A 15,277-nucleotide genomic window follows, 5' to 3' on the forward strand; every position below is an offset into this window, starting at 1 on the left:
TCCCCACGATTGTGACAGTTCTGGTGTCACGATGGTCAAGGGGGCCTCGTTATGATCTCCGCCATGCCGGAAACCAGTGCGGGGGGAACCGTGGACGAGGCGACACTGACGGTGGACGAGCTCTCAACTCGGGTCGGGATGACGGTGCGGACGCTCCGCTTCTACGCCGGCCGCGGCCTGATCCCGCCACCGATCCGGCGCGGCCGGGTCGGCTACTACGGCCCGGAGCACATCGCCCGGCTCGATCTGGTCCGCGAACTGCAGGCGCACGGCTTCACTCTGTCCGCGATCGAGGGCTATCTGGACCGCATCCCGCCGAACGCGACACCGCAGGACATCGCCTTGCACCGGACGCTACTGACCCCATGGATGCGCGACCTCCCGGAGACCCTGAACCGCACAGCCCTGGTACGACGCACCGGTCGTGAACTCAGCGACGACGACATCGAGATGCTGGTCGCGCTCGGCGTGGTCGAGCCGACGCCGGACGAGGACGTGTTCCAGGTCGCGACCGCGCACCTCAGTCTGGGGGTCGAGCTCCTCGATCTGGATCTGCCGGTCGACGCCGTACTGGCCGCCGGCCGGATCTTCACCGAGCACGGCCGCGCGATCGCTGAGGAGCTGACCGAGGTGTTCCGGACCAAGGTGTGGCCGCACTACCGGGACTCGGGCGGTCCGCCGGAGCACATCCAGCAGTTGGTCGAGCGGTTCAAGCCGGTGACGATCCAGGGCCTGGTGCTGGCGTACGAGCGAGCTGTCGGCGAGACGCAGCGCGACACGATCCGGCGGACCCAGAGCAAGCGCCGCTGACGGCCGGCGGAGCTCGTCTCCCCCGGCCGGTGCGGTGGCCTTCCTAGGCGGGCGGTGATTCCTGCGCCGGCACGATGATGTTCACCCGGCCCTCGACGACGTCGTTGGCGACGTCGGTGAGGCGGCGGTTGTGGGTCCGCGCATAGGTCCGCATGATGGCGAACGCCTCGTCGACGCCGACTGCAAGGCTGTGGGTGAGGAACCCCTTGGCCTGCTCGATCAGGATGCGGCTGTTGAGCGCCGACTGAAGTTGCTCGGTGACGATCTCCTGGCGGGCCAGTGCGCGCTGGTGGATGATGCCGATGCTCGCGGCATCGGCCAGTGCCTGCCCCAGCGCGATCGTGTCGTCGTCGAGCGGTCCGGCGGTGGCGCTGAACAGGTTGACGGCTCCGAGGACGGTACCGCGCAGCCGCATCGGCAACGCGTGCACCGCGAGGTAGCCGGCGTCGATCGCCGCGGCACTGAACCGGGGCCACCGCGTATCGGCCTGACGCATGTCCCCGGACTGGACCGGGCGCCCGGTCGTGAACGCGTCCAGGCACGGTCCCTCGGAGTTCTGCAACTGGGTCAGTTCCACCAACCGCGCCTGCTCGGTGGAGGCCGCCACCAGGTTCAGTGCGCCGTGGTGGTCGACGAGCAGAATGCCGCACGCCGACACCCCCAGCAGCTCGCTGCAGCGCGTGGCGAGCCGATCCAGGAAGTCGATGATGTCGAAATCGTCGACGAGGGTGTCAGCCAGCTCGATGAACACTTCTCTCGCCCTGCGGTCAGACACGCTCATCTTTCATCCTCCTCTTCATTCTCAGCTTGCTCCGATTCCTGCTTGTCCGGACCGTCGGATCCCGGCGGATCCGGGTCCCGTCCCGGCGGATCACCACGGCCGTCGCTCCCGTCGGCGATGACGCCCTGATGGTCGCCATCCAGGTACCGATGACCAGCCATGACCTCGGTGGCGACCCGGTGCAACGGTCTGCCGCTGCTGAACGCGTGGGCACGCAGCAGAGCGAGCGCATCGGTCACGCTGATGCGCTGCTGGGCCGCCACGAGTCCCGCAGCCTGGTGCACCTCCGCACGGCGCGCGGTGAACGCCGCATCGATCACCTGGTCCAAGTCTGCGCTCAACCCATGACGATCGTCGAGCGCAAGGACGAAGACCGCGTCGGCGTACACCAAGGCGTCCAGGAGTTGATCGCCGCCGAGAGGTCCGGGCTGCCGCCGGTAGACACTCAGCGCTCCGATCCTGGCCGCACCCGCACCGATCGGGAAGGCGAAGATGCCGCACACGCCGTGCTGGGCCGCGGCCGGCGCGAACGCGGGCCACCGCTTGACCGCATCCATCGCGGACAGATCGGTCGCCAGCACCGGCGCGCCGCTCGCGATCGCATCGGCACTGGGACCTTGGCCGAGGGTGAACTGCAACTCCTCCAACTCACCGACCTCAGGCCTGGTCGCCAGCAGCGGCTCGTACGGTCCGCCGTCAGGCGACATGGACAGCCCGGCGCCTACGGCCGACAGTGCGTCGGCGCAGGCCGACACGGCGTAGCGCAGCGAAGGCAATGCGCCGTCGATTCGCGCAGCGGCGTCGATCGCCCCCCACACCCTGGCACCGCGGTCTTGATCCACCCGCTCCATCCAGACTCGTGCCGCCGCCGGGCGGATGACTCACCTTAGCGGCCCTACTCGTCGGTCGACTCACCGTCAGGCGGGGACACGCTCGGTTCGGCGTCCGGGACGCGCTCCGGTTCAGGCTCTTTGGCTCGCTTCGGTGCGGAGGCCTTCTCGGCCACGGCTGCGGGCAGACCGATCCATTCGCTCATCGATGCTCCATCCAGTCAGCCCGCGCACAGCCGCCGGGGTCTGGGGCAGCACCTTCCCTGACAGTCTAGGCCGCAGCGTGATTGACTGCCTTCAGATGATTCAGGGGAGGTTGCGATGGGGATTGTGTCGCCGGGATTCAGCGGGCGCCGGCGGAGTGGATCGGAGCTTCCGCCCGGGCAGTACCTGACGCGGGATTTCCCGGTGCTGTCCGCCGGCCCGACCCCGCACATCCGGACCGAACACTGGGAGTTCACCGTCACCACGGAGACGGGTGAGGCGACCAAGTGGGACTGGGCCGCGCTGCTGGCGCTGCCTGCCGACGAGATCACCAAGGACATCCACTGCGTGACCCGGTGGTCGAAGCTGGAGACGAACTGGAAGGGCGTCTCGCTCGACACCTTGCTCGCGGATGTGGAGACCAGCGCCGACTACGCACTCGTGCACAGCTACGGCGGGTACACGACCAACGTGCCGATGGACGACCTGCTCGACGGTCAGGCCTGGATCGCCTACGAGTACGACGGTGAGCCGATCGACCCCGAACACGGTGGCCCGGCCCGCTTGCTGGTCCCGCACCTGTACTTCTGGAAGAGCGCGAAGTGGGTCCGCGGCCTGGTGCTGTCCGACAACCAGGACCTCGGCTTCTGGGAGACCGCCGGTTACCACGAGTACGGAGACCCATGGAAAGAACAACGATACGCCGGCGACTGACCTGGCAGGTCGGCACTGTCACCGACGTACGGCGGGAGACGGCGACCGCTCGAACGCTGGTCGTCGACGTACCGGACTGGCCGGGGCACCTCGCCGGGCAGCACCTGGACGTCCGGTTGACGGCGCCCGACGGGTATCGCGCCTCGCGGTCGTACTCGGTGGCTTCGGCGTGGCCCGGTGACACGATCGAGCTCACCGTCGAGCAGGTGCCCGAGGGTGAGGTCTCACCGTACCTGGTCGACGTGTTGCAGGTGGGCGACCCGCTGGAGATCCGCGGTCCGGTCGGCGGGTGGTTCGTCTGGAAGCCCGAGCAGGAAGGGCCGGTGCAGCTGATCGGCGGTGGATCGGGAATCGTCCCGCTGCGCGCGATGCTGCGTGCCCACGCCGCCGCGGCCAGTACGACACCAGTGCGGCTCCTCTACTCGGTACGACGACCCGCCTCGGTGATCTACGTGCAGGATCTGAAGGAGCTGGCCGCGTCGGACGACGTCGACGTACGACTCGTCTACACGCGGGAGGCGCCGGCCGGAGAGCCGCGAGTGGGGCGTATCGACGCCGATGTGATCGAGCGGCTCGCCTTCAAGCCGGCGGACGAGCCGACGACGTACGTGTGTGGGCCGACGCCGTTCGTGGAGGCGGTGGCGGACCTGCTGGTTGCCGCCGGTCACGACCCGGCCCGCGTCAGAACCGAGCGTTTCGGACCGACAGGAGGCCCGTGATGACCACAGATGCCAGCTACTTGGACGGCAACGCCGCCGCCGGCGCGCTGAGCCAAGTCTTCGCGATGGATGTCACCGCGGCGATCACCCAGTGCAACGGCTGCGGACAGACCGGCGTGTTCGCCGAATCGCACGTCTACGTGAACGCGCCCGGTCTGGTCGCCCGCTGTTCCGGCTGCGACGGCGTGCTGCTGCGCGTCGTCACCACCCCGTCCGACGTCTATCTGGACCTCCGCGGCCTGACCTACCTCAGACTGCCCAATCCGTAGCCTCAGGCGTAGTCTGAGCAGATCCGTCAAAGGTGGCCCCAGACCCCGGCCCTCTACCCTGCCTGGGAGGACCGGTGGCCAACGCAGACCGCGGGGTTGACTATCTAGCACGCCTTGGGCGGTCCGAGCCCTTGGATTTATGGGAATCCGAGGACCTGTCGGCCGCTCTGGCCGTGGTCGACAACCTCCACGCCCAGCAGCCGCAGACAGCAGGCACGGCCAGAGTCATCGACCTGCGGCTGGCGATCTACCGAAGCAGGTTGCGCTACGAGCTGGGCCAGCGCGTCGAGGAGGAGCCTGAGCGTTAGATCCCGAGGCTGCGGCCAACGATCTCCTTCATGATCTCGGTGGTGCCGCCGTAGATGGTCTGGATCCGGGTGTCCAGGTAGGCCTTGGCGATCGGGTACTCGGTCATGAAGCCGTAGCCGCCGTGCAGCTGCAGGCAGCGGTCGACGACCTTCTTCTGCAGTTCGGTGGTCCACCACTTGGCCATCGCGGCCTCGGCCACGGTGAGCGTGCCGGCGTTCAGCTCCTGGATGCAGCGATCCACGAACACCCGGGCGATCTGCGTCTCCGTGGCGAGCTCGGCGAGCACGAAACGACTGTTCTGGAACGAGCCGATCGGGCGGCCGAAGGCCTTGCGCTCCTTGACGTAGCGCAGCGTGTCGTCGAGCAGGTTCTCGCAGGCGGCCGCCGCGACGACCGCGATCGTCAGCCGTTCCTGCGGCAGCTTCTCCATCAGGTAGACGAAGCCCTTGCCCTCCTCGCCGAGCAGGTTCTCCGCCGGGACCCGGACGTGGTCGAAGAACAGCTCCGCGGTGTCCTGCGCCTTCAGCCCGATCTTGTCCAGATTGCGGCCGCGCTCGAACCCGGGCATGCCGCGCTCGACCACCAGCAGCGAGACACCCTGCGCCCCGGCCGCCGGGTCGGTCTTGGCCACCACGATGACGAGGTCGGCGAGGATGCCGTTCGAGATGAACGTCTTCTGCCCGTTCAGCACATAGTGATCGCCGTCGCGTCGCGCCGTGGTCTGGATGCCCTGCAGGTCGCTGCCGGCGCCCGGCTCGGTCATCGCGATCGCGGTGATGGTCTCGCCGGAGCAGAACTTCGGCAGCCACCGCGCCTTCTGCTCCTCGGTCGCATAGTCCAGCAGGTACGCCGAATTGATGTCGGTGTGGATCGTGAAGCCGACACCACTCGCGCGGGCGCGGGTCAGTTCCTCGATCAGCACGGTGTTGAACCGGTAGTCCCGCACACCGCCACCGCCGTGCTCCTCCGGCATCATGAAGCCGAGCAGGCCAGCGTGTCCGGCCGCGCTCCACAGCTCGCGCGGGACGATACCGGCCTCCTCCCAGCTGTCGTGGTGCGGCACGATCTCCTTGTCGCAGAAGGCTCGCACGGTCTGCCGGAAGGCGTCATGATCGGCGTCGAAGAGCTGACGTTCCATCGGGCGGTTCCTCTCAGTTCTGTACGGCGGCGCCGGTCTGCAGCAGGTCGTCGAGGTCGGTGACACCCCACTCGGTCAATGCCTCGCGGGTGTGCTGTCCGGGCCGCGCGGGCGGTCGCCCGAGGCTGGTCGGCGTACCGGAGAAGCGGGGTGCGGGGGCGGCCTGGCGGATTCCGTCGTGCCCCACGAAGGTGCCTCGGGCAACAAGATGCGGGTGGTCGGCGGCGAGCGGCAGCACCGGCGCCACGCAGGCGTCGGAGCCGTCGAAGATCTCCGCCCACTCGGCCTGGGTCCGCTGCAGGAAGGTCTCGGTCAGCACCTTGCGCAGCTCGGGCCAGTCGGCCGGGTCGTTGCGATCCGGGGCGCTGATCGCGAGCTTCGCGATCAGCTCGTCGTAGAACTGCGGCTCGATCGCACCGACGGCGACGTGCTTGCCGTCAGACGTCTCGTACACGTCGTAGAACGGCGCGCCGGTGTCGAGCAGGTTGGTCCCGCGGTCCTGCCGCCAGTTCCCAGCGGCCAGCGCGCCGAGCAGCATCGTGGTCAGATGTGCGGAGCCGTCGACGATGGCGGCGTCGACCACCTGACCGCGGCCGCTGCGCTGGGCCTCGTGCAGCGCCGCGAGCACGCCGACCACCAGGTAGAGCGAGCCGCCGGCGAAGTCACCGAGCAGGTTGGCCGGCACCTGCGGCGGTCCACCCGCACGACCGATCAGATGCAGGGCACCCGAGACCGCGAGATAGTCGATGTCGTGCCCCGCGGTCTGAGCGAGCGGACCGTCCTGACCCCAGCCGGTCATCCGCCCGTAGACCAGCCGGGGATTGATCGCGTGACAGTCCTCCGGACCGACTCCGAGGCGCTCGGCGACGCCTGGCCGGAAGCCCTCGACGAGTACGTCGGCCTGCGCGGCCAAGCGTCGTACGACGTCGATCGCGGCCGGGCTCTTCAGGTCCAGGGCCACGCTGCGACGACCGCGGTTCACCAGCTCGTACTCCGGCGGCCCGAAGGCCAGTCCACCACCGGGCCGGTCGATCCGGAGTACGTCGGCGCCCAGCTCCGCGAGCATCATGCACGCGAACGGCGCCGGACCGATCCCGGCCAGCTCGACCACCTTGACGCCCTGCAGTGGACCCATGTCCGCTATTGTGACAGTTCTACTGTCACAGTCGTCAAGTCACTTGGCGAACCATCGCCAGCGCCGCCGCCGGAACCAGCACGCTCACGGCCAGCACGACGCCGAGCGCGATCGACCACCCGGGCGAGTCGCCCTCGAGGTGACCGAGGTGGAAGAACAGGTGCGGCACCGCGCCGACGAGGTACGCGAGCAGCGCGACCACACTGAGCAAACGATCGAACCGCACCGCGGCCGCGATGAAGATCACCGCCAGACCGAGCGTCGCGCCGCCGAAGTCGCGGAACAGGTGCTCGCTGTACGGCGGCGTCCAGTCCACCGTCGGTACGTCGTCGTAGAACGAGAACGGGAAGAACAGTAGCCACAGACCGAGGACGAGTTGGTACGCCCCGAACACCACCAGCACCGACCGCACATAGCCCCTCATGCGAGGTACTCCGCGAACGTGATCTGGCCGTACGGCGTCCCGTCGACCAGAGGGCCGGCGGTGGCGAAGGTACGAAACGTCCTGCCCGGCACCCGGACTGGAACCGTCGGCCGGTGTGAACCTCTGGCTCGCTTCCACAGCCCGGCGAGGTCGGGGACCCGACTGCGCTCAGGACCGCCGATGTCGGCGACACGCCCGTTGGCGGGTGCGGCTGCGACCAACTCGACGATGCGGCCGGCGACATCCTCGACGGCGATCGGCTGAAGGATCACAGCGGGCGCGAGCAGCACCGGCAGGAACCGCTGCGCGCGGAAGATCTGATCGATCAGATGGTGGAACTGGGTCGCCCGCAGGATCGTGAACTGCACGCCGGACTCCTCGACGAGCCGCTCCACGGCGAGCTTGGTCCGGTAATACGGCATCGGGATCCGGTCGACGGCGACGATCGACATCTGCACGACGTGCGGCGTACCGGCGACTCGGGCGGCGTCGAGCAGATTGCGTGCCTGCCGCTCGTCCCGGCGACCGAGGCTGGTGGCCAGGTTCACGATCACGTCGATGCCCTCGACCGCCGCGGCCAGCCCGGCGCAGGTCGTCAGGTCTCCGACGAAGCGATCAGGCCCGGGCTGCCGGCTGAAAATCCGGACCTGATGGCCGGCCGCACGAAGCCGCCCGACCGTCGGCCGGCCGAGTGTCCCGGTGCCACCGGTGACGAGGATGGAACGCATCTGGTGTCCTTTCTGTCACCAGTTCAGATCCGGTAGCCCGTCGATTCGTGACAACTGGCGGGCGGCGAGCGTGAGTTTGTCCGGGTTCATCACCAGCCGCAGGTCCGTGATGCCCTCGGCACCGAACTCGATGAAGCACACGGCGTGGACGCCGTCGGGGCCGAAGGCAACCAGTGCGGGGCGGCCGTTCGCCTCGGCGAAACCCGCCTCGATGCCACCGCCGAAGCGCTCGATCACGCCGACCAGGTAGCGCGCGACCCGCTCCTTGCCGACCAGCGCGTTCCGGGCCGCGATCACCTTGCCGCCGCCGTCCGCCCGCGACACCACGTCGCCCGCGAGCAGCTTCTCCAGTTCCTCGATCTCCCCCAGCCGGGCCGCGGCGATGAACCGCTCCACCAGCTCCCGCCAGCCGGCCCGGTCGACGGGCTGGTCCCGCCGCGGCTCGGCCGCGATCCGCTTCGCCGCGCGGGACGCGAGCTGCCGGGCGTTGACCTCGGTCGTGCCGATCAGCTCGGCCACCTCGCGATGGCTGTAACCGAACGCCTCCTTCAGCACGTACGCCGCCCGCTCCGCCGGCGTCAGCCGCTCGAGCACCAGCAGCAGCGCGAACGACACCGACTCCCGCTCGGCCACGACGTCCAGCGGCCCGAGTTCGTCGAACTCCGTCCGCCCACTCAGCACCGGCTCCGGCAGCCACTCCCCCACGTAGGTCTCCCGGCGGGCTCGCGCGGAGGTGAGCTGCTTGATCGACAGGTTGGTGACCACCCGGGCCAGGTAGGCGTCCGGGTCGCGCACGGAATCCTGATCCGTGGCCTGCCAGCGCAGCCAGGCGTCCTGCAGGATCTCCTCGGCATCGGTCGCCGTACCCATCATCCGGTAGGCGATCCCGAACATCCGGCCACGCAGGCGTTCGAAGTCATCCACCCGGTCAGTCTGTCAGGAAGGCCTCCGCTGCCCGCTGGATCTTGGCGTAGTACTCCGACCAGCCGGCCGCGTCCATGTGGTCCGCGTCGGACCCGCCCTGGCCGTCGATGAGCTCACGCACGATGTCCGCGTGGCCGGCGTGGTGCGCCGTCTCGTCCACGACCCGGACCAGCAACGCGCCGAACGTCGTACCGCGGCCTCCCTCCGGCCAGTGCGGAACCTCGGCCGGCGTGTCCAGGTCGAGCTCGGCGATGGATCGGTCGCTGTGGGCGCAGGCGTCGCGGTAGAGACCGGTGAGGTACTCCGTGCTCTCGGACGGCAGCGCCCACATGTCACCGCCCTCCCAGACAGTGCCGTCCTCTTCCCACGGCAGCGCCTTCGCCGGTGGTCGCCCGACGCTCGTGCCGAGGTAGACGTACTCGATCCCGACCAGGTGCTTGACCAGGCCGAGCAGGTTGGTTCCGGACGGCACCAGCGGGCGGCGGCGATCGTACTCACTCAACCCGTCGAGCTTGGCCAGCATCACCGCACGGGTGCCTTGGAGGTACTTCTGCAGTTCGGCCTTCATGGACGGGACGCTAGTGCAGGCGTCAGACAGTTTCCGGCGCGCCCGGCGGAATGAACGGCACCGGCCCGGGTCCTTCGTCGATCAGCCTCAGCAAGGCGTCGGTGTCGACGTACTCGTCGATGGCGTCCGCGAGCCGATCCAGCCGAGCTTCGCGCAGACCGGCGAACGAGACCGTGCCGTCCGGTGCCGGCTTGTGGGTCAGCTGACCCACCTCGGTCAGGAACGCGTGCCGGGCTGCGTCGTCGTCGAGCAGCCCGTGCCAGATCGTCCCCCAGGTGTTCCCGACCCGGCAGCCACCCGGGAACGCCGACGCCTCGTCCGTCACGGTCACCACGCCGTGATGGATCTCGTACGCCGTCGGCGCCGGCCGGGCCAGCACCTTCGCCCGGGCGAACTCCGTTGCTACCGGCAACAAGTCCAGGCCGGCGTGCTCACCGCCGCCCTCGACGCCGTGCGGATCGGTGATCGCGCCGCCCAAAGCCTGGTAGCCACCACAGATCCCGAGCACCGGCCGCCCGGCCGCCACCCGGGCGCTGACCGCATCCGCGAGACCGAGCGACCGCAGCCACGCCAGGTCCGACACAGTGGCCCGCGACCCCGGCAGTACGACGAGATCCGCGTCCCGCACCTCGGCCGGGCTGGTCGTGAAGAACACGCTGTTCGTCGGCTCGACCGCCAGCGCGTCGAGGTCGGTGAAGTTGCTGATCCGCGGGAACCGGATCACCGCCACCGTGAGCAACTCGGCCGACGAGGTACGGCGTACTGGGATGTCCAGCGCGTCCTCGGAGTCCAGCCACAGCTCGGGCAGCCAGGGCAGGACGCCGTACGACGGGCGGCCGGTCACGGACGTGAGCATGTCGATGCCGGGCTGGAGCAGGGTCGCGTCGCCGCGGAACTTGTTCACCAGGAACCCGCTGATCAGCGCTTGGTCGGCCGCGTCCAGCAGCGCCACCGTGCCGAACATCGAGGCGAACACTCCCCCGCGATCGATGTCACCGACAACGACCACCGGAGACTTGATGTGCTGCGCCAGTCCCATGTTCACGTAGTCCGACCGCCGCAGGTTGATCTCCGTCGGACTGCCGGCGCCTTCGCTGATCACCACGTCGTACCGCGAGGCCAGATCGTCGTACGCGGCGAAGGCGGCCTTGGCCAGTTCGGCCCGCTCGGTGAGGAAGCCGCGGGACGACAACTCGCCCCACGCCTGCCCCATCAGTACGACGTAACTGCGCTGGTCGCTGCCCGGCTTGAGCAGCACCGGGTTCATTGCCGCCTCGGGCTCCGCGCCGGCCGCGACCGCCTGGATCCACTGCGCCCGGCCGATCTCGGTGCCGTCCGCGCAGACCATCGAGTTGTTCGACATGTTCTGCGCCTTGTACGGCGCCACCCGCACACCCTGCCGAGCCAACCACCGGCACAAACCGGTCACCACGGTCGTCTTGCCCGCGTCCGACGTCGTACCAGCGATCAGGAGTGAGCCCACGCGGGGATCTTAAGCTTCGTCGGACGGTCTCCCCTGGTCGGCCTCCGGCTTCACCGGGGTGATCCGGCGGCCCTGGGCGTCGGTGCTGGGCAGCCGCGGCCGCGGACCCTGGAACCGGGTCCCGGCGCCACCCTCACGGGCCGAGAGCGGCTTCGCGATGTTCTCCAGCGACTTGCCTTCCGCGTCGACCCCGAAGAACCACGCGATCAGACCACCGATCAGCATCACGGCCGCACCGATGATGTACCCGACGGTCAGCGGACCGCGGGCCGGGTTGTCGCCCTCACCGATCAGCGAGGCGAACAGGAACGGCGCGATCACACCACCGGTCAGCTGCGAGATCGCGAAGAAGAACGAGATCGCCTGGCCACGCAGCTCGATCGGGAAGATCTCGCTCACCGTCAGGTAGGCCGACGACGCGCCGGCCGAGGCGAAGAAGAACACCACGCACCACAGCAGGGTCAGCGTGACCGCACTCAGCGCACCGGCGTTGAACAGCAGCGCGGTGATGAACAGCACCACGGCCGACACGGAGTACGTGCCGAGGATCATCTTGCGCCGGCCGATGGTGTCGAAGAAGTGGCCGAGCAGCAGCGGACCGGCCAGGTTGCCGATCGCGAACGGGAAGAAGTAGAGCGCGATGCTGGAGTCGTTCAGGCCGAAGTACGCCTTCAGGACCAGCGCGTAGGTGAAGAAGATCGCGTTGTAGAGGAACGCCTGCGTGACCATCATCGAGAAGCCGAGGAAGGACCGGCTGCGGTAGTCGCGCAGCATCACCCGGGCGATCTCGCGGTACGTCACCGGCGGGTAGTCGATCACGTTGATCGCCTCGTCGTCGGTCACCTCGCGCAGCTCGCCACCCTGCCGCCGGACCGTTTCCTCGATCTCGTCGACGGTCCGCTCGGCCTCCTCGACCCGGCCGTGCGTCATCAGCCAGCGCGGGCTCTCCGGGATGTGCCGGCGCAGGTAGATGATCATCAGGCCCATCACCGGACCGATCAGGAAGCACAGCCGCCAGCCCCACTCGATCGGGATGATGTCCTCGTTCAGGAAGACCAGACCGACCGCAGATCCGATCAGCGCGCCGGCCCAGTAGGTGCCGTTGATGCCGATGTCGACCCGGCCGCGGAACTTCGACGGGATCAGCTCGTCGATCGCGGAGTTGATCGCGGCGTACTCGCCGCCGATACCCATACCGGCGATGAAGCGGAAGAACAGCAGCGAGTAGATGTCCCACGACAGGCCGGCCAGACCGGACGCGACCAGGTAGACCATCAGCGTGATGATGAACAGGCTGCGCCGGCCCCATTTGTCGGTGAGCCGGCCGAAGACCAGCGCACCGACCACCTCACCGGCCAGGTAGACCGAGGCCATCAGGCCGACCTCGGACGTGGTCAGGTGCAGCGTCTCCGGCTCCTTGAGCACGTTCCCGACCAGCGAGACCAGCTGGATCTCGAGGCCGTCCAGGATCCAGGAGACGCCTAGTCCGACGACGATCATCCAGTGGAACCTGGTCCACGGCAGCCGGTCCATCCGGGCCGGCACGAGACTCGGTATCGCTCTGCCTTCTTCCAGTGCGTGCTCGCTCATCCTGCTCCTCCCGAGCCCGTGGTGCCACGGTGTGTCCGGCCGGACACATCTGCAGAGCCCGTACCCCAGGGGTCACGAAGTCCAAACCCACGGTCACGCGGCACCGCCGCCGGGGGCGCTGGTTACAGTGGCGGACATGGAGAACGAGATCAGCGTCGTCGACGCCAAGGAGCGCAGCCGGTACGAGGCACTCGACACCGACGGCCACCTGATGGGATTCGTCGACTACAAGCTGCACCCGGGCGTGATCAGCTTCCTGCACGCCGAGACCCTGCCCGAGTTCCGCGGCCACGGTGTGGCCGGCCGGATCGCGTCGAAGTCCCTCGACGACGCCCGCGCCCTCGGCCTGCGGGTCAAGCCGGCGTGCCCGTTCTACCAGGACTATCTCCAGCAGCACACCGAGTACGCCGACCTGGTCCGCCGGCCGGGTGAGGAGGCAGCCAAGTGACCGCACCAGTGCTGGGCAAGGTCGAGTGGCGCCCCGCTGCCGAGGTGCCGGAGCTCCTGGCCGCGCCGGTGCGTGACGCGCTCGGCGACCTTGCTGCCTACGCGGCCGCGATCGACCCGGGCCTGGCCGACACGGCCGCCTTCTGCGCGGAGTACGACGTACCGATGGAGGCGTCGGCAAACTGCGTGATCGTGCACGGCAAGCGCGCCGGGGAGTCGACGTACGCCGCGGTGATGGTGCTGGCCACGGACCGGGCGGATGTGAACGGCGTGATCCGCAAGCACCTCGGCGTTCGGAAGATCTCCTTCGCGGCCCAGGACGACGCGGTCAGCTCGACCGGCATGGAGTACGGCGGGATCACCCCGATCGGACTGCCGGCCGAGTGGCCGGTGCTGGTCGACGAGGCGGTCACCAAGGCCGGACCGGTCGTGATCGGCAGCGGGATCCGCGGCTCCAAGATCCTGCTGGACGGCGCCGACCTAGCCAAGTTGCCAGCAGCAACAGTGTTGGCGCTGGCACAGGGCTAGCGGCTGGACGGTTGGGGGTGCGATGGAGCAGTACGACTGGCCGGCCGAGTACGCCGAGCTGACGGCTGCCGACCGGCGCAGCCCACTCCCACCGGCCGACCTCGACCGGCTGGCGGTCGCCGCGTTCGTTCTCGGGCATGACGACGAGGTCGCCGGCTACCGGGAGCGCGCGTTCGAGGAGCATCTCGCCCGCGGTGAGGTCGACCTGGCGATCCGCAGCGCGTTCTGGCTCGGGTTCCACCTGATGGGTCGCGGCGAGTTCGCCCGGGCCGCCGGTTGGCGGGCCCGGGTCGAACGGATGATTCCGGCCGAGAACATCGAGCTGACCGGCATGTTCCTGCAGGCCGACGCGGCCACGCGGATGATGACCGGCGACCCCGTCACCGCACTCCCCCGGTTCGAACAGGCCCTCGAGCTCGCGACCGAACCGTCCGCGATCGCGTTGGCAGCGCTCGGCCGCGGCCGATGCCTGGAGATGCTCGGTCGGCGCACCGAGGCGCTGACGGCACTGGACGAGACGATGGTGCACGTCACCGCCGGCCGGGTCGGCCCGGAGGTCGCTGGGATCGCCTACTGCGCCGTGATCGACCTGTGCATGCGGTTGTACGACGTACGCCGGGCGCAGGAGTGGACACACGCGCTGACGGGCTGGTGTGACCTGCAGTCCGGCCTGGTGCCGTACCGCGGTGTGTGTCTGGTGCATCGGGCGCAGATCCTGCAACTGCGCGGTGCGTGGTCCGAGGCGGCGGGCGCCGCAGAGGATGCTTGCCGGCGGCTGGCCCCGGGGGCAGTCGGGTCCGCGTGGTACCAGCTGGCGGAGCTCGCACGCCAACGCGGACGGTATGCGGAGGCCGACCAGGCGTATCAGCGAGCCGGCAGCGAGGGCGCCGAGGTGCAGCCAGGTCTGGCCAGGCTGCGGGCCGCACAGGGAAACCATGCGTCGGCGATCGCGGGGCTCGAACGAGCACTGGCCGAGGACCCGCTGGCTCCGACCCGTCCGGCGCTTCTCGCGGCCAGGGTGGACCTGGCCGTCGACTGTGGTGATCTCGAGGCGGCGCGGAAGGCGGCTGCCGAGCTGAACGAGTTCGCCCGCGTCGACTCGCCGTACCTGGAGGCGCTGGCGGCGTACTGCGACGGGGCGGTCCGGGTTGCGGGTGACGATGCGCGTGGGGCGATGCCGCTGTTGCGGCGGGCCTGGATGTTGTGGCAGGAGCTGGAGATGCCGTACGAGGCCGCGCGGACCCGGGTGCTGGTCGGGCGGGCGTGTGGCGCGCTCGGCGATGGTGATGCGGAGCAGATGGAGCTCGCGAGTGCCCGGGCAGCGTTCGAACAGCTCGGGGCACTGGCCGACCTGGCAGCACTCGAGGGCACCGGTCAGACCGGCGGGCTGAGTCCGCGGGAGTTGGAGGTCCTGCGGCTGCTGGCCACGGGCATCACCAACCGGGCGGTCGGTGAGCAGCTGTTCCTCAGCGAGCGGACCGTCGCCCGGCACGTGAGCAACATCTTCGGCAAGCTCGGCGTCTCCAGCCGGGCCGCGGCCACGGCGTACGCCTATGAGAAGGGCCTGGTCTGACTGGGTAGAAATGACCAGTCCGCTGCGCCGTGCTTGGCGTGGTCGGTCGATGTGGCGGCACGGTCCGCGGTCCTACGTTGAGCCGAACGAACGGCACAAGGGG

19 protein-coding genes are annotated in these 15,277 nt (G+C 69.1%); 8 read left to right on the forward strand and 11 right to left on the reverse strand.

Going from position 1 to position 15,277, the window contains the following annotated elements:
- Nucleotides 1-63 precede the first annotated feature (63 nt).
- The gene (locus E0H75_RS15255) at nucleotides 64-810 is read left to right on the forward strand and encodes a MerR family transcriptional regulator (protein ID WP_238163033.1); all 747 of its coding nucleotides are present in this window, start codon (nucleotides 64-66) and stop codon (nucleotides 808-810) included.
- A 43-nt stretch (nucleotides 811-853) separates the two neighbouring features.
- Here E0H75_RS15255 and E0H75_RS15260 read toward each other — a convergent pair whose 3' ends face one another.
- Genes E0H75_RS15260 through E0H75_RS43075 form a run of 3 tightly spaced genes read right to left on the reverse strand, consistent with a single transcriptional unit; the run spans nucleotide 854 to nucleotide 2,627 of the window.
- On the reverse strand, nucleotides 854-1,591 hold the full coding sequence (locus E0H75_RS15260; protein ID WP_131514216.1) for a GAF and ANTAR domain-containing protein: 738 nt from the start codon (nucleotides 1,589-1,591) through the stop codon (nucleotides 854-856).
- On the reverse strand, nucleotides 1,588-2,442 hold the full coding sequence (locus E0H75_RS15265; RefSeq protein WP_131514217.1) for a GAF and ANTAR domain-containing protein: 855 nt from the start codon (nucleotides 2,440-2,442) through the stop codon (nucleotides 1,588-1,590). The genes E0H75_RS15260 and E0H75_RS15265 overlap by 4 nt, the downstream gene beginning before the upstream one ends.
- 44 nt (nucleotides 2,443-2,486) lie before the next feature.
- Nucleotides 2,487-2,627, reverse strand: coding sequence for a hypothetical protein (locus E0H75_RS43075; RefSeq protein WP_165553764.1), 141 nt, complete (start codon nucleotides 2,625-2,627; stop codon nucleotides 2,487-2,489).
- Between the two features lie 115 nt (nucleotides 2,628-2,742).
- Here E0H75_RS43075 and E0H75_RS15270 point away from each other — a divergent pair, with 115 nt between their 5' ends.
- The 4 genes from E0H75_RS15270 to E0H75_RS43080 all read left to right on the forward strand — a co-directional run bounded on the left by E0H75_RS15270 (nucleotide 2,743) and on the right by E0H75_RS43080 (nucleotide 4,635).
- Nucleotides 2,743-3,339, forward strand: a complete 597-nt coding sequence (locus tag E0H75_RS15270; protein ID WP_131514218.1) for a sulfite oxidase-like oxidoreductase — start codon at nucleotides 2,743-2,745, stop codon at nucleotides 3,337-3,339.
- A complete protein-coding gene (locus E0H75_RS15275; RefSeq protein ID WP_131514219.1) occupies nucleotides 3,309-4,058 on the forward strand; it encodes a ferredoxin reductase in 750 nt (249 codons plus the stop codon). The genes E0H75_RS15270 and E0H75_RS15275 overlap by 31 nt, the downstream gene beginning before the upstream one ends.
- A complete protein-coding gene (locus tag E0H75_RS15280; protein ID WP_131514220.1) occupies nucleotides 4,058-4,327 on the forward strand; it encodes a DUF6510 family protein in 270 nt (89 codons plus the stop codon). Before E0H75_RS15275 ends, E0H75_RS15280 begins: the two co-directional genes overlap by 1 nt.
- Nucleotides 4,328-4,458: 131 nt before the next feature.
- Entirely contained in the window at nucleotides 4,459-4,635 is a 177-nt protein-coding gene (locus E0H75_RS43080) for a hypothetical protein (RefSeq protein ID WP_165553766.1), read from the forward strand.
- Here E0H75_RS43080 and E0H75_RS15285 read toward each other — a convergent pair.
- From E0H75_RS15285 to E0H75_RS15320, 8 genes are read right to left on the reverse strand one after another with little or no spacing between them, the layout of a single operon-like run.
- The gene (locus tag E0H75_RS15285; protein WP_131514221.1) at nucleotides 4,632-5,774 is read right to left on the reverse strand and encodes an acyl-CoA dehydrogenase family protein; all 1,143 of its coding nucleotides are present in this window, start codon (nucleotides 5,772-5,774) and stop codon (nucleotides 4,632-4,634) included. The genes E0H75_RS43080 and E0H75_RS15285 overlap by 4 nt on opposite strands.
- A gap of 13 nt (nucleotides 5,775-5,787) precedes the next feature.
- A complete protein-coding gene (locus E0H75_RS15290; RefSeq protein WP_131514222.1) occupies nucleotides 5,788-6,909 on the reverse strand; it encodes a CaiB/BaiF CoA transferase family protein in 1,122 nt (373 codons plus the stop codon).
- Nucleotides 6,910-6,943: 34 nt separating this feature from the next.
- Complete coding sequence (locus tag E0H75_RS15295; protein WP_131514223.1) at nucleotides 6,944-7,333, reverse strand: hypothetical protein; 390 nt, start codon at nucleotides 7,331-7,333, stop codon at nucleotides 6,944-6,946.
- A complete protein-coding gene (locus E0H75_RS15300) occupies nucleotides 7,330-8,061 on the reverse strand; it encodes an SDR family oxidoreductase (RefSeq protein WP_131514224.1) in 732 nt (243 codons plus the stop codon). Before E0H75_RS15300 ends, E0H75_RS15295 begins: the two co-directional genes overlap by 4 nt.
- Nucleotides 8,062-8,076: 15 nt before the next feature.
- A complete protein-coding gene (gene sigJ / locus E0H75_RS15305; RefSeq protein WP_238163034.1) occupies nucleotides 8,077-8,985 on the reverse strand; it encodes an RNA polymerase sigma factor SigJ in 909 nt (302 codons plus the stop codon).
- A 4-nt stretch (nucleotides 8,986-8,989) separates the two neighbouring features.
- Nucleotides 8,990-9,553, reverse strand: a complete 564-nt coding sequence (locus tag E0H75_RS15310; RefSeq protein ID WP_131514225.1) for a DinB family protein — start codon at nucleotides 9,551-9,553, stop codon at nucleotides 8,990-8,992.
- A 22-nt stretch (nucleotides 9,554-9,575) separates the two neighbouring features.
- Nucleotides 9,576-11,036 carry a cobyric acid synthase gene (locus E0H75_RS15315; protein WP_131514226.1) on the reverse strand — a complete coding sequence of 487 codons (1,461 nt, stop codon included), beginning with the start codon at nucleotides 11,034-11,036 and terminating at the stop codon, nucleotides 9,576-9,578.
- A gap of 9 nt (nucleotides 11,037-11,045) precedes the next feature.
- Nucleotides 11,046-12,626, reverse strand: a complete 1,581-nt coding sequence (locus E0H75_RS15320; RefSeq protein WP_131514227.1) for an MFS transporter — start codon at nucleotides 12,624-12,626, stop codon at nucleotides 11,046-11,048.
- A gap of 136 nt (nucleotides 12,627-12,762) precedes the next feature.
- Here E0H75_RS15320 and E0H75_RS15325 point away from each other — a divergent pair, with 136 nt between their 5' ends.
- From E0H75_RS15325 to E0H75_RS15335, 3 genes are read left to right on the forward strand one after another with little or no spacing between them, the layout of a single operon-like run.
- Nucleotides 12,763-13,074 carry a GNAT family N-acetyltransferase gene (locus E0H75_RS15325; protein ID WP_131514228.1) on the forward strand — a complete coding sequence of 104 codons (312 nt, stop codon included), beginning with the start codon at nucleotides 12,763-12,765 and terminating at the stop codon, nucleotides 13,072-13,074.
- Nucleotides 13,071-13,601 carry a YbaK/EbsC family protein gene (locus tag E0H75_RS15330; RefSeq protein ID WP_131514229.1) on the forward strand — a complete coding sequence of 177 codons (531 nt, stop codon included), beginning with the start codon at nucleotides 13,071-13,073 and terminating at the stop codon, nucleotides 13,599-13,601. The genes E0H75_RS15325 and E0H75_RS15330 overlap by 4 nt, the downstream gene beginning before the upstream one ends.
- A 22-nt stretch (nucleotides 13,602-13,623) precedes the next feature.
- Nucleotides 13,624-15,174, forward strand: coding sequence for a helix-turn-helix transcriptional regulator (locus E0H75_RS15335; protein ID WP_131514230.1), 1,551 nt, complete (start codon nucleotides 13,624-13,626; stop codon nucleotides 15,172-15,174).
- Nucleotides 15,175-15,277: the final 103 nt, after the last annotated feature.

It is taken from the genome of Kribbella capetownensis, from assembly GCF_004331485.1.
GTDB lineage: Bacteria > Actinomycetota > Actinomycetes > Propionibacteriales > Kribbellaceae > Kribbella > Kribbella capetownensis.